Source organism: Clostridium sp. MD294 (assembly GCF_000364165.2).
GTDB lineage: Bacteria > Bacillota > Clostridia > Lachnospirales > Anaerotignaceae > Coprocola.
This window is the reverse complement of record NZ_CP097810.1, coordinates 2065868-2079441: the sequence shown is the minus strand read 5'-3', so window position 1 is coordinate 2079441 and position 13574 is coordinate 2065868. Positions and strand designations below refer to the sequence as shown.

Here is a 13574-nt window from a genome sequence, read left to right as displayed (position 1 = left end):
CCTCCAATAATTATTTTATAATTTCTTCTGCTATAAAAGAAGTATCAAAATCTCCCTTCATATATTTTTCATTTGTCAAAATTTCTTCCATAAATTCAATATTAGTTGTTACACCTTCAATAACAAATTCATGTAAACAACGTCTCATTTTTTCAATAGCTTCTATTCTATTTTTGCCATGAACAATTACCTTTGCTAACATAGAATCATAAAAAGGTGGAATATCACAGCCTGCGTAAATAGCACTATCTATTCTTGTTCCCATACCTCCTGGCATAAGTAAAAAATCAATATGTCCTGGAGAAGGTGCAAAATTAAGTTTAGGATTTTCTGCATTAATTCTGCATTCAATGGCGTGACCATTTATTACAATTTCATCTTGTTTTAATTCCAATTTTTCCCCAGAAGCGATTTTTAATTGTTCTTTTACAATATCTATATCTGTAATCATTTCTGTGACTGGATGTTCTACTTGTATACGAGTATTCATTTCCATAAAATAAAAATTTTCTTCTTTATCATATAAAAATTCTATTGTACCAGCATTTTCATATCCTACAATTCTTGCAGCTCTAATAGCAGCTTCTCCCATTTTTTTTCTTGTTTCATTAGAAATAGCAATAGATGGTGCTTCTTCTAACACTTTTTGATTTCTTCTTTGTAAAGAGCAATCTCTTTCTCCTAAATGTACTATATTTCCAAAACGATCACCTAAAATTTGTATTTCTATATGTCTAGCATGTTCAATTACTTTTTCCATATACATATTATCATCGCCAAATGCTGCAATTGCTTCACTTTTAGCAGATTGATATGCTTGTGGTAGTTCTTTTTCTTCTTTAATAATACGAATACCTTTACCACCACCGCCTGCTGATGCCTTAATCATAACAGGATAACCTATTTTTTTTGCTATTTTAATGGCATCATCTAATGTGTTTACAGTACCATCACTACCTGGTACAACAGGTACATTTGCTTTTTTCATCATTTCTCTAGCATTTGCTTTATTTCCCATTTTATCAATTACTTCTGCAGAAGGACCTATGAATTGTATATTACATTCATGACACATTGTTGCAAATGTACTATTTTCTGCTAAAAATCCAAAACCTGGATGAATTGCTTGCACTTTTTTGGCTACAGCTGCACTAATAATATTTTCCATATTTAAATAACTATCTATTCCTTTTGCAGGACCAATACAAATAGCTTCATCTGCTAATTGTGTATGAAGTGCATCTCTATCTGGTTCTGAAAAAACTGCAACAGTAGCAATACCCATTTCTCTGCAGGCTCTTATGATACGAACAGCAATTTCTCCTCTATTTGCAATTAATACTTTATGAAACACTCAAAACACCTCCATAGGAGAATTTAACCTATTAAAAATGTAAACTCACCCTCAGCAGCTTTTTTATCTCCAACATATGCTACACCTTTTCCAATGCCTGCATTTTTTTTCAATTTTATAATACTTACTTCTAAACGCAACACATCACCAGGTACAACTTGCTTTCTAAACTTTGCTTTATCAATCGCACCAAATAATGCAGTTTTTCCCTTATATTCTTCCATAGATAATATTGCAACAGCACCAGCTTGTGCCATAGCTTCAATAATTAATACACCAGGCATAACTGGTCTATTAGGAAAATGTCCTTGAAAAAATTCTTCGTTCATTGTCACATTTTTTACTGCAACAACTTTTTCTCCAGGTATAATTTCTTCTATTTTATCAATCAATAAAAAAGGATATCTATGAGGTATAATAGCCATAATTTCTTCTATATTCATTTTTTTATTTCCTCCACTGTTCTTTTTACTTAATCCTGAACAAAGGTTGTCCATATTCTACTAATTCCTCATTTGAAACATAAATTTCTGCAATCTCTCCTATATATGGACTTGTAATTTCATTCATAATTTTCATAGCCTCTACAATACAAAGAATATCACCTTCTTGTACTTTATCTCCTACCTTTACAAAACTTGGTTTATCGCTACCAGGAGCAGCATAAAATGTTCCTACAATAGGCGATTTTACAATATTGCCACTCAGTTCTACTATTGTTTCTGGAGTAGTAGGTATTGTAATTTCTGTTGTTTGCATTTGTATAGGAGATGTTTCTACATTAGAATTAGATACAGTATGTTGTGTTGTTATTTGAGAAGTAACTGTTTCCTTATTTTTACTCATTTTAACAGAAACATTATCCATGTTTAATTCAAAATTTGTTAAAGCTGAACTATTTATGATAGAAATCAATTCTTTTACTTCTGCATAGGTCATATTCAATCCTCCCACTTTTTAAAGCAAAGTACACCATTATGTCCACCAAAGCCTAATGAATTAGACAAAGCATATTTTATATTAGATTTTCTTCCTACATTTGGAATATAATCTAAATCACAAAGTTCATCTTTTTCTTCATATCCTATAGTAGGTGGTAAAAATCCTTCCTCTAATGCTTTGATACAAGCAATTGCTTCAATCGCTCCTGCAGCACCTAATAAATGACCTGTCATAGATTTTGTAGAACTAACTGGGATTTGATAAGCATAGTCACCTAATGCACGTTTAATTGCTGCTGTTTCTCCTGCATCATTTGCTTCTGTGCTAGTACCATGTGCATTAATATAACCTAAATCTTTTGGGCTAATTGCAGCTTCATCTATAGCCATTTTAATAGCATTTGCTGCACCTTCTCCATCAGGACATGGAGCAGTAATATGATATGCATCGCAAGTTGAACCATATCCTATAATTTCTCCATAAATTTTGGCTCCTCTATTTAAAGCGTGCTCTAATTCTTCCAACAATAATATACCAGCACCATCTCCCATAACAAAGCCGCTTCTATTTTTATCAAAAGGTCTGCAAGCTTTTTTAGGGTCATCACACGTTGTTAATGCTGTTAAATTACTAAAACCAGATAATCCAATTTTTGTAATAGAATACTCTGCACCTCCTGCAAAGCACACATCTAAATATCCATGTTTTATATTTCTATAAGCCTCACCAATAGAATTTGTTCCTGTTGCACAAGCTGTTACAATAGATTCACAAGTACCTTTTGCTCCAAATTTTAATGCAATATTTCCTGCTGCCATATTGCCAATTGCCATTGGTATAAATAAAGGAGATACCTTAGAAGGCCCTCTTTCATTAAGTTTAATAATTTGTTCTTCTATTGTCCATAAACCTCCAATACCAGAACCAACAATTGTACCAAAACGAATTGGCTCAACATCTCCTTCTTTTAAACCACTCATTTCATAAGCTTGGGTTGCAGCAGCAATACCATAAATAGAAAACATATCATTCCTTTTAGTTTCTTTTTTTGCTACATATTTTTCAACTTCAAAATTTTTTATTTCTCCAGCAATTTTTACTTTAAATCCTTCTGTATCAAATTTTTTGATATAATCAATGCCACAAACACCATTTTTCAATCCTTCCCAATAGCTTTCGACATCGTTTCCTAATGGAGTAATTGCACCCATACCTGTGACTACACATCTTTTCATGATTTATACCTCCTTATCACATTGCCATACCACCATTTACATGTATAACTTGACCTGTGATATATTGACTTTTTGCTAAAAATACTGCTGTTTGTGCAATATCTTCTACTTGTCCTAATTTCTTCATAGGAATTTGTGCTGTCATTTGTTTTATAATATCTTCTTTTAATACTGCTGTCATATCCGTTTGAATAAATCCTGGTGCAATGGCATTACAAGTGATGCCACGAGAAGCTACTTCTCTTGCAATAGACTTTGTCATACCTATTATACCAGCTTTAGAAGCGGCATAATTTACTTGTCCTACATTTCCAATTACTCCTACAATAGAAGAAATGTTAATAATAGTTCCTGAACGCTTTTTAATCATATAGTTTATTACATGACGTGTCATATTGAAACTACCCTTTAAATTGGTATTTAATACGGTATCAAAATCTTGTTCAGACATACGCATTAAAAGGCCATCTCTTGTAACACCTGCATTATTTACTAAAATGTCAATACTACCAAATGTTTCTATTGATTTTTCAATAATTTCTTTTGACTTGTCAAAATCAGAAACATCGCCTTGTATTGGTAAACATTCAACGCCATAATTTTTAATTTCTACAATAAAATCATCAGAAATAGTGCTTCTATAATTTAATATAATATTACATCCTTCTTTTGCAAAAGAAGTAGCTATCGCTTTTCCAATTCCTTTTGCTGCACCAGTTACTAAAACTGTTTTTCCTTTTAACATATCCTCTCCTCCATTTTCATCCTAACAATTTTTCTATTGTTTTTTCTAATGTTTTTTGATTTTCTACATTAAGTATTGTTGCTCCTTTTACTGTTCTTTTTACAAATCCACTTAATGTTTTACCAGGACCAACTTCTATAAACGTATCAACACCTTTTGAAGACAATGTTAATATCGTTTCTTCCCATTTAACAGGACTCATAACTTGCTTTATTAAAAGAGGAATAATATCCTCATTATTTTCAACTTCTTGGCCAGTTACATTTGTAATAACAGGTATATTCATATCATGTAAATGTAGCTGTTGCAACTCTTTTGATAATTTTTCAGATGCAGATTTTAATAGTGCAGTATGAAATGGACCACTTACATTTAATTTTGATACTATTTTAGCACCCTTTTCTTTTGCTGCTGCTGCTGCTTTCGAAGTTATATCTGTTTCACCTGCAATTACAATCTGTCCTGGTGCATTATAATTTGCAGGTGTTACAAAACCAAATTTACTATATTCCTTACAAATATTCTCTATTTGTTCCCTTTCCATGCCAATAATAGCATACATACTGCCTTTTCCTTCTGGTACAGCTTCTGTCATAAAACGTCCTCTTTTTTGTACTAATTTCACTGCATCTTCAAATTGAAATACACCACTCGCCGTATATGCACTATATTCCCCTAAACTTAAACCAGCTACATAATCTGCTTTTATTCCTTTTTCATTTAAGCAAGCTAATGTTGCCATACTCATAGTTAATATAGCTGGTTGTGTAAATTCTGTTTGATTTAATTTTATTTCTTGTTTAAAACATATATCGCTAAGAGAAAAACCTAAAGCATTATCTGCTCTTTGAAACATTTCTTTTGCACAAACATATTGTTCCTGCAACTCTTTTCCCATACCGACATATTGTGCACCTTGTCCACTAAATAAAAAAGCTGTTTTCATGATTTTTCTCCTATTTTTTTTAAATTATTTTTTCAATCGACATTTTATGATAATGATAAGCAAGGGAGCATATGCTCCCTTTTAATTTTTTAATACTTTGTTTTTATTTCAAATAGAGCTTTATTATCTCATAACTTTTACAGCGTCTTTCATGATATTTATATATTCACAGTAAAGTTCCTCTATTATCTCTTTTGCGGTCTGTTCTTTTGTTACTAAACCTGCAATTTGACCAGACATAACAGAACCATTTTCAACATCTCCGTCATGAACAGCCTTTCTTAATGCACCTGTACCTAGTTCTTCTAATTTTTCTGCTGGTGCATTCTGTTTTTCTAATGCTTCATAAGCTCGTGCCATTTTATTACGAATAACACGCACAGGATGACCTGTAGATAAACCAGTTATTGTAGTATCAATATCTTTTGCTTTTAATATTCTTTGTTTAAAATTAGGGTGTACTGTACATTCTTTTGCAACTAAAAATCTTGTGCCAAGCTGAAATCCAGAAGCACCTAACATAGTTGCAGCTGCCATACCTCTACCATCTGCAATACCTCCTGCTGCAATAACTGGAATATTAACAGCATCAACAACTTGTGGTACAAGTGCCATTGTTGTTGTTTTTCCAACATGTCCTCCAGATTCCATACCTTCTGCAATTACAGCATTTACACCATCTTTTTCAAAACGTTTTGCAATTGCTACAGAAGGAATAACAGGAATAACCTTTGCACCCATTTCTTGGAAGGCTTTTAAATGTGTAATAGTACTACCTGCACCTGTTGTAATAACTGGAACCTTTTCTTCATAGAGTACTTTTGCAATTTCTTCTGCATAAGAGGACAACAACATAATATTCACTGCATAAGGACGATCTGTCATTTCCTTTAATTTATGAATAGCTTCACGACAGCTTTCACCATTTAAATGACCTGTTGCCAAAACTCCCAAACCACCTGCATTTGATACTGCTGCAACTAATTCTGGAGTAGCAATCCATGCCATAGCACCTTGTATAATAGGATATTCTATTCCAAGCATTTCGCAAATATTTTCATACATAAGTTTGTTCTCCTTATCTTTTGTTACAAAATTATTGCTGATTTTCTTCTACAATTTTTACAACATCAGCAACAGTTTTAATTTTTTCTGTATCTTCAATTTTTACATCAAACTCATCTTCAATATCATTTATAATTTGAAATAAGTCTAAGCTATCTGCTTCTAAATCTTCCATAACACTTGTTTCTGGTGTAATTTCAGCAATATCCTTTCCTGTTTGTTCAGCAATAATTTCTTTAATTCTTTCTAATACTTCCATTTTTATGCCTCCTTAATATAATTTTTATTTACATTTTTATAAGTAACCCACCCCATGTGAGTCCACCTCCAAAACCTGCCATTAATATATAATCTCCTTGCTGTAATAATCCTTTTTTCATCATTTGATCTAATGCAATAGGAATAGTTGCAGCGGAGGTATTACTGTATTCAGCAATATTCATATAGAATTTTTGTAAAGGTATTTTTGTTTTTCGGGATATAATTTCTACAATACGAGCATTCGCTTGATGAGGTATAACATACTTCAACTGTTCAGCACAAATCCCGGATTTTTCAATTAAACGTAAAATACATTTTGGTGTTTGTCTTGTAGCAAAATCAAAAATGGCTCTACCATCCATGTGTAAAAAATTATCTTCTTCTACTAGTTCAGTATTAAATATATGAGAAGCCTTTTTTTCAGCACAAGTTAAAGACATACCACGATTTCCATCGCTGCCTATTTCTTCTGCTAATATACCTCCATGTTCTGCCTTTTCTAAAAAGACACCACCAGCACCATCACCAAATAATACACAGGTACTTCTATCTTTAAAATTTAAGTGTTTTGACAATACCTCAGCACCAATTACTAACGCATTTTTATAAACGCCATTTTTTATAAATTTGTCTGCTGTACTAACACCAAAAATAAAACCTGAACAAGCTGCACTTAAATCAAAAGCAACTGCATTCACTGCACCTATTTTTGATTGTACTAAACACGCTGTAGATGGTGTTGTATAGTCAGGTGAAACAGTTGCAACAATAATTAATTCAATATCTAATGCATTAATATTACCATCTTTTAAAATATTTAGTGCTGCTTTAGCAGCAATATCTGATGTATTTTCTCCTTCTGAAAAATGTCGCTTTTCTATACCACTACGAGAACGTATCCATTCATCACTTGTATCAACATATTGAGAAAGCATATCATTCGTAACGATTTTTTCAGGAACATAAGAGCCTGTACATTTAATTTTTGAAAAAATCATATTTTTTCTCCCTTGCTTAGAAATATTTTTGCAAATGTAAATTTAATTTTTTATATTTTCCATATCTTTCTCTCTAAAATTTATTATATACCAAATACTTTAATAATCAAAGTATATGATACTTTTTTTCATACGTCAATCTTTATTCTAAAAATAATACATTTAATTCTAAAATATTTTTGAGTAAAATGCAACAATTAATGCAAGATATATTGACAATAACTTATATTTGTAATATATTTTTTTATAGTTAATAATATTAAATCTACATCACATAGTTACAGAAACTATGTATTAAAATAATTTTATTTTCAAAAATTTATTTCATTTTGATTTTATATCTTGTTAAAAGGAGGGTCACATTTATGAAGCTAAAACCACTCCATATTGGTGATTTAACCATACCTATTCCAATTATACAAGGAGGAATGGGGGTTGGCATTAGTTTATCTTCTCTAGCTGGAGCTGTAGCAAAAGAAGGTGCTATAGGTACTATTTCTGCTGCACAACCAGGTTTTCTATCTAAAGATTTTTTAACAAATACAGTAGAAACAAATTTAAAAGCACTAGCTTATCATATTAAAAAAGCAAAAGAAATCTCTAATGATGGTATCATTGGTGTTAATATTATGAGAGCAGCAACTCATTATGCAGATTATGTAGAATGTTGTATTAAAAATGGTGCAGATATTATTATATCTGGTGCAGGATTACCTATAGAATTACCTAATCTAATAGGCAACTCTTCTATTAAATTTGCCCCTATTGTTTCTTCTGTGAAAGCAGCAAAAGTTCTATTGCATCGTTGGGATAAAAGAGGAGAACGTATGCCAGATTTTGTTATAATTGAAGGTCCTAAAGCAGGTGGTCATTTAGGATTTTCAGAAAAAGAACTACTTTTAGGACTACAAGACGATTATGCTTATTACGATAAAGAAGTTGAAAATATTATTGCTTATGTAAAAAGCTTTGAAGAAAAATATAATCGTCATTTTCCAGTTATTTTTGCTGGTGGTGTATATGATAGAAATGATATTGATCATTATATAAATTTGGGTTGTGATGGTGTTCAAATGGCAACTCGTTTTGTTGCTACACAAGAGTGTGATGCTGACATAGAATTTAAAATGTCGTATATTAATGCAAAAAAAGAAGATATTACTATTGTAAAAAGCCCTGTTGGTATGCCAGGACGTGCTATTAATAATCCTTTTATGGAACTGAGAAAAGTAGAAAAAGAAAATATAACAAAATGCTATAAATGCTTAGAAAAATGTAATCCAGCTACAACACCTTATTGTATTACAGAAGCTTTAATTCGTGCTGCAAATGGAAATATACAAAATTCTCTATTATTTTGTGGAGCTAACGCATATAAGGTAAATAAAATTACAACTGTAAAAGAAATTATAGATGAATTAAATCAATAACCCCCCATTTAGGGGGATTTTCTATTTTATACATCAATATTACCTGAAAACAATCCATAGACATCATCAATAGGTAATGAAAATACAATTCCTTTTGCAGGAGAGTTCATGCCCATTTCAGAAGAAATATTCATCATAATTTTTTGCTTAATTTCTTCTCTAGCAACAATCATTAAAATTTCTTTGTCTTCGTTAATTGTAATACCTAAAAATTTTGCTGCTTCCCTACCACTCACACCATGCCCATGTAAAATAGTTCCTCCTGTAGCCCCCACCTTTTTTGCTGCTTCCATAGCATCAGAAGAATAACCATGATTTACAATAGCAATTACTAAAGCATATTTTTTATTCAGACTCATTATATACTATTCCTCCTTAGAAATACCCGTTAGTGCATAAAATGATGACATTCCACCAATGCTATCTAATGAAATAGTAAAAACAATACCTTTACCAGCTTTATGGAATTCTGTTTTTTCTTTTAATTGAGCAAATATTTTAGGAATATCATCTGCATATACAGTAGAAATAAATACATCTTTTTCTTCTTCATTTAGTCCAAGATAATCTAATATTTCTGAACTTGCTGTTCCTTTTCCAAAACATAAAATAGAAAAGTTAATACCTTGACTTTTATAATAAGACATTAATTTCTTGCTTTTTCCTCTATCTACAATAGTAATCATTAATTTTAGAGGCTTTACTTTTTTTACTTTTGCCATTTTTAAAAAATCTCCTTATTTTAATCAAAATTCAATAATATCATTGTCCTCTTCTTTATGAGTTTTTATAGTAGTCTGCAAGTTTCTTCTTTTCTCTCCTATGGTATAAATTAAACCTAATATTTGTATAGTCACAAGAGGAGTCATGGCAACCATAGCTACAATACCAAAAGCATTCGTCATAATTTCCCTATTTAATGCTTGACAAGCTCCCATAGCTAATGGTAATAAAAATGTTGCAGTCATAGGACCAGAAGCAACACCACCAGAATCAAAAGCAATTGCTGTAAAAATTTTAGGAACAAAATGAGATAATAATATAGCAATACCATAACCAGGTATTAAGAAATACCAAATAGGAACATTTGTTAATACTCTAATCATTGCTAAACCAATAGAAATACCAACACCACAAGATAAACTAATAAGTATTGCTTTCTTTGTAATATTACCACCTGTAATTTCTTCTACCTGTTTTGTCAATACATGAACAGCTGGCTCTGCAATTACAACAAACATACCAATAATAATTCCAATAGGTACTAATATCCAGTTATAATATAGTTGGGCAATTTTATTTCCTATATAATTACCTATTGGCATAAAACCTGCATTAACCCCTGTTAAAAAACATACTAAGCCAATATAAGTATACATAATACCAACATATATCTTTCGAATATAATGTTTTGGTAATTTTAAATAAAACTTTTGAAAAATTAAAAAGAAAATAACAACAGGAGAAAGTGCTATTGCTACTTCTATAAAATGGTGAGGAAATTTATTTAAAAATAAAAATAAAATTTCTTTTACTGTTTTTACTGTATGTTGTGTTTCTACTACATAATCTTCTGAAGAAATACCAAAAAATAATCCAAGAAATAAAACTGCTAATATAGGCCCTATTGAGCATAATGAAATTAAACCAAAACTATCTTCTTGAGAATTTTTATCTCCACGGACAGAAGCTACTCCAAGACCTAAAGCCATTATAAATGGTACAGTAATAGGACCTGTTGTAACACCACCAGAATCAAAAGCAACTGCTAGAAATCGGGTTGGCGAAATATATGCCAATATAAATACAATAACATAAAAAATAACTAACAACTTTACTAAACTAATCTGAAACAATATACGTAATAGTGCTAATACAAGAAAACAACCAACACCTATTGCTACAGACAATATTAATGTCATATTAGGAATAGATGGAACTTGTGTTGCTAAAACTTGTAAATCTGGTTCAGCAATTGTAATCATCATACCAAATAACAATGAAATTAATATTAAAAATATTAGATTTCTTGATTTTGTAAGTTGTGCTCCTACTCTTTCACCCATAGGTATCATAGCAATATCTGCTCCTAATGTAAATAGTCCCATACCAAATATTAGAAAAATAGATCCTATTAAAAATAGAAGTATGCTATACCATGGCATAGGTACAATAGTAAAATTTAAAACTAATACAATAATTACAATAGGAATAACTGATGAAAGTGCTTCTAGTACTTTTGATTTTAAAAATTGATACAAATTGCTCCCTCCTTTATTTGTTATAAAATAAAATATCCTCTAAATCGGCATAGATAATATAATAAAGATGTCAATTTAAAGGATAAATTTTTACAGTAAACAATAAAATTGTATTCATTTTACTACTTTCACCAGTATAGCATAAATATACAAAACATTGTATTATTTTTGTGTATTTTTAACAGTTTCTTTATATTTTATGTAATTTCCATTTACCAGAATAATATCTCCATATAAAACAAATAATACGAAATATCCAATCTAAAATCATACCAATCCATACACCAATAGCTCCCATTCCCATAGATTTACCAAGAATGTAACTATTGATAATACGAAATATCCACATAGAAGCAATAGAACAAATCATTGTAAATTTTACATCATTTGCTGCACGTAAAGCATTTGGTAATGTAAAAGAAGCAGGCCATAAAAATATAGCACAACCACAATGTATCCATATTAATATTTTAGCTAATTGTAATGTACTATCAGATAAATGGTAAATAGCTAATAGTAATGGTAATACACAAAGTATAATAGCATTAATAGAAGAAGTAAAAGCATAGGATATTTTCATTAACTTTTTAGTATAGTATTCTGCCTGTTTATAATCTCCTGCTCCAACACATTGCCCTACAACTGTAATCATAGCAAGACTAATTGCTTGACCTGGAATACACCCCATAGAATCAATATTATTGGCTACTGCATTTGCTGCAATCTGTACTGTACCAAAACTAGCAATAATACCTACAACAAGAACTCTACCAAGTTGAAATAAACCATTTTCTAAACCATTTGGAATACCAATATGTAATATTTTTTTAATCATTGCTTTATGTAATTGAATTTTTAGTTGTGGTTTTATATATATCTGGTTTTTAGGATTACAAATCAAATATAATATAATAATAGACGCTAATAAACGAGAAATCAAAGAAGGAATAGCTACACCAGCAATACCTAAACGAAGTAAAAATATAAAAAAAGCATTCCCTCCAATATTAATAATATTCATTAAAAACGACAGCATCATAGAAACTTTTGAATTTCCCATAGAACGAAACAACGCTGAACATGAATTATAAATTGCTAAAAATGGATAAGAAATAGCTGTAATATCCAAATAAATAATAGCATTTTTCATAACTTCTTTTTCAATTTCTCCAAATAATAATTTTAATATTGGTCTTTTCCAAAATAATATTATAATCATAACAACTATAGAAATAATAACTGTTATAATTAAAAGTTGATAAGCAGACAAACAAGCTTGTTCTCTATTTTTCTTTCCTATAAATTGTGCAGAAACAACAGCACCTCCAGTTGATAATGCAGCGAAAATATTAATAATTAAAACATTAATCATGTCTACAAGTGAAACTCCAGATACTGCTGCCTCTCCTGCTACAGAAATCATCATAACATCTGCCATACCTACTGTTACAGCTAATATCTGTTCTATAATTAAAGGTATAATTAATTGATAAATTGCTTTATTAGAGAATAATTCTTTTTGTTTCATTTCGATTGTTTCAGCCATAATTCAATCCTTCTTTATTTATTAATTTACTTTTTTATCTTTTATAATAATGGTAGTAAAATATCCTGTATTATCTGGAAACTCTTTCAAAGAAAAATATTTTTTTTCTGTTTTCATACCACAATTTTCAACCATATAACAATCAAATTTATGTTCATTATGTAAGAGAAACTGCTTTATATTTTGAAATGACTTTCCTACTTTCATTAGCACTTTTGTTCCAGATAATGATAAAGCATATTCTATACCATATGAAGCAGGAATAATATGAAGCATTTCATCGCTTTCCGTTAAACTAATACCTAATGTAGAAGAAACTGCACAAAAAGAAGGAATACCAGAAATCATTTTAACTTGTTTTCCATTTTCTTTTACTTTTTTATGAATATACATATAAGTTGCATAAATAGAAGGGTCACCTAATGTTAAAAATGCTACATCGTTATTTTGTAAATATTGTAAAATAATTTTACTTCCTTCTTTATGATACTTTTCTAATAATACTTTATCTTTTGTCATAGGCATAAATATTTTAATAATTTCTTTTTGTACTAATTCTGGTATTGCTTGCACCACAATATCATAAGCAACAAAATTACCTGTTCCACTATTGGGTATTGCAATGATATTACATTTTTTAATACATTCTACTGCTTGATATGTTAAAAGTTTAGGGTCACCTGCTCCAATACCAACACCATATAATGTTCCCATAGTATATTTCTCTCCTTTGCATTCCATTGACATTATGATAGCTCCTTACTGATTTCCTTCAATAAAGGAGCTATTAT

Annotated in this window: 15 protein-coding genes; 1 reads left to right on the top strand and 14 read right to left on the bottom strand. The window is 30.3% G+C overall.

Annotated elements, in window-relative coordinates:
• Window positions 1-10 precede the first annotated feature (10 nt).
• The 9 genes from C820_RS10530 to C820_RS10490 all read right to left on the bottom strand — a co-directional run bounded on the left by C820_RS10530 (window position 11) and on the right by C820_RS10490 (window position 7546).
• Window positions 11-1354, bottom strand: coding sequence for an acetyl-CoA carboxylase biotin carboxylase subunit (locus C820_RS10530; RefSeq protein WP_004034079.1), 1344 nt, complete (start codon window positions 1352-1354; stop codon window positions 11-13).
• Window positions 1355-1377: 23 nt separating this feature from the next.
• Complete coding sequence (gene fabZ, locus C820_RS10525; protein WP_035295518.1) at window positions 1378-1797, bottom strand: 3-hydroxyacyl-ACP dehydratase FabZ; 420 nt, start codon at window positions 1795-1797, stop codon at window positions 1378-1380.
• A 25-nt stretch (window positions 1798-1822) separates the two neighbouring features.
• Window positions 1823-2293 (bottom strand): acetyl-CoA carboxylase biotin carboxyl carrier protein, encoded by a 471-nt coding sequence (accB, locus tag C820_RS10520; RefSeq protein WP_004034081.1) that lies wholly within the window; start codon window positions 2291-2293, stop codon window positions 1823-1825.
• A gap of 2 nt (window positions 2294-2295) precedes the next feature.
• Window positions 2296-3534 (bottom strand): beta-ketoacyl-ACP synthase II, encoded by a 1239-nt coding sequence (fabF, locus tag C820_RS10515; protein ID WP_156801387.1) that lies wholly within the window; start codon window positions 3532-3534, stop codon window positions 2296-2298.
• Between the two features lie 13 nt (window positions 3535-3547).
• On the bottom strand, window positions 3548-4276 hold the full coding sequence (fabG, locus tag C820_RS10510) for a 3-oxoacyl-[acyl-carrier-protein] reductase (protein ID WP_004034085.1): 729 nt from the start codon (window positions 4274-4276) through the stop codon (window positions 3548-3550).
• A gap of 16 nt (window positions 4277-4292) precedes the next feature.
• On the bottom strand, window positions 4293-5225 hold the full coding sequence (fabD, locus tag C820_RS10505; protein WP_035295522.1) for an ACP S-malonyltransferase: 933 nt from the start codon (window positions 5223-5225) through the stop codon (window positions 4293-4295).
• A 120-nt stretch (window positions 5226-5345) separates the two neighbouring features.
• A complete protein-coding gene (fabK, locus tag C820_RS10500; protein ID WP_004034099.1) occupies window positions 5346-6287 on the bottom strand; it encodes an enoyl-[acyl-carrier-protein] reductase FabK in 942 nt (313 codons plus the stop codon).
• 31 nt (window positions 6288-6318) lie between these two features.
• Window positions 6319-6546 carry an acyl carrier protein gene (locus C820_RS10495; protein ID WP_004034101.1) on the bottom strand — a complete coding sequence of 76 codons (228 nt, stop codon included), beginning with the start codon at window positions 6544-6546 and terminating at the stop codon, window positions 6319-6321.
• A gap of 28 nt (window positions 6547-6574) precedes the next feature.
• Window positions 6575-7546 (bottom strand): beta-ketoacyl-ACP synthase III, encoded by a 972-nt coding sequence (locus C820_RS10490; RefSeq protein WP_004034104.1) that lies wholly within the window; start codon window positions 7544-7546, stop codon window positions 6575-6577.
• Between the two features lie 365 nt (window positions 7547-7911).
• Here C820_RS10490 and C820_RS10485 point away from each other — a divergent pair, with 365 nt between their 5' ends.
• Complete coding sequence (locus C820_RS10485; RefSeq protein WP_004034105.1) at window positions 7912-8976, top strand: NAD(P)H-dependent flavin oxidoreductase; 1065 nt, start codon at window positions 7912-7914, stop codon at window positions 8974-8976.
• A gap of 26 nt (window positions 8977-9002) precedes the next feature.
• Here the strand turns inward: C820_RS10485 and C820_RS10480 are convergent, their stop codons facing one another.
• From C820_RS10480 to cobI, 5 genes are all read right to left on the bottom strand, one after another.
• A complete protein-coding gene (locus C820_RS10480) occupies window positions 9003-9335 on the bottom strand; it encodes a P-II family nitrogen regulator (RefSeq protein WP_004034106.1) in 333 nt (110 codons plus the stop codon).
• A 6-nt stretch (window positions 9336-9341) separates the two neighbouring features.
• Entirely contained in the window at window positions 9342-9698 is a 357-nt protein-coding gene (locus tag C820_RS10475; RefSeq protein ID WP_004034107.1) for a hypothetical protein, read from the bottom strand.
• Between the two features lie 24 nt (window positions 9699-9722).
• Window positions 9723-11237, bottom strand: coding sequence for a DUF1538 domain-containing protein (locus C820_RS10470; protein WP_004034108.1), 1515 nt, complete (start codon window positions 11235-11237; stop codon window positions 9723-9725).
• A gap of 190 nt (window positions 11238-11427) precedes the next feature.
• Window positions 11428-12783 (bottom strand): MATE family efflux transporter, encoded by a 1356-nt coding sequence (locus tag C820_RS10465; RefSeq protein WP_004034109.1) that lies wholly within the window; start codon window positions 12781-12783, stop codon window positions 11428-11430.
• Between the two features lie 21 nt (window positions 12784-12804).
• Window positions 12805-13530: a precorrin-2 C(20)-methyltransferase gene (cobI, locus tag C820_RS10460; RefSeq protein ID WP_004034110.1), complete on the bottom strand. Its 726-nt coding sequence runs from the start codon at window positions 13528-13530 to the stop codon at window positions 12805-12807.
• Window positions 13531-13574: the final 44 nt, after the last annotated feature.

What these genes read in the sequence shown, in the direction of transcription:
- C820_RS10475 (WP_004034107.1), bottom strand. Translation starts at nt 9,698, where the DNA reads ATGGCAAAAGTAAAAAAAGTAAAGCCTCTAAAATTAATGATTACTATT.
- C820_RS10490 (WP_004034104.1), bottom strand. Translation starts at nt 7,546, where the DNA reads ATGATTTTTTCAAAAATTAAATGTACAGGCTCTTATGTTCCTGAAAAA.
- C820_RS10465 (WP_004034109.1), bottom strand. Translation starts at nt 12,783, where the DNA reads ATGGCTGAAACAATCGAAATGAAACAAAAAGAATTATTCTCTAATAAA.
- fabZ (WP_035295518.1), bottom strand. Translation starts at nt 1,797, where the DNA reads ATGAATATAGAAGAAATTATGGCTATTATACCTCATAGATATCCTTTT.
- C820_RS10485 (WP_004034105.1), top strand. Translation starts at nt 7,912, where the DNA reads ATGAAGCTAAAACCACTCCATATTGGTGATTTAACCATACCTATTCCA.
- fabG (WP_004034085.1), bottom strand. Translation starts at nt 4,276, where the DNA reads ATGTTAAAAGGAAAAACAGTTTTAGTAACTGGTGCAGCAAAAGGAATT.
- C820_RS10495 (WP_004034101.1), bottom strand. Translation starts at nt 6,546, where the DNA reads ATGGAAGTATTAGAAAGAATTAAAGAAATTATTGCTGAACAAACAGGA.
- C820_RS10480 (WP_004034106.1), bottom strand. Translation starts at nt 9,335, where the DNA reads ATGAGTCTGAATAAAAAATATGCTTTAGTAATTGCTATTGTAAATCAT.
- cobI (WP_004034110.1), bottom strand. Translation starts at nt 13,530, where the DNA reads ATGTCAATGGAATGCAAAGGAGAGAAATATACTATGGGAACATTATAT.
- fabK (WP_004034099.1), bottom strand. Translation starts at nt 6,287, where the DNA reads ATGTATGAAAATATTTGCGAAATGCTTGGAATAGAATATCCTATTATA.
- accB (WP_004034081.1), bottom strand. Translation starts at nt 2,293, where the DNA reads ATGACCTATGCAGAAGTAAAAGAATTGATTTCTATCATAAATAGTTCA.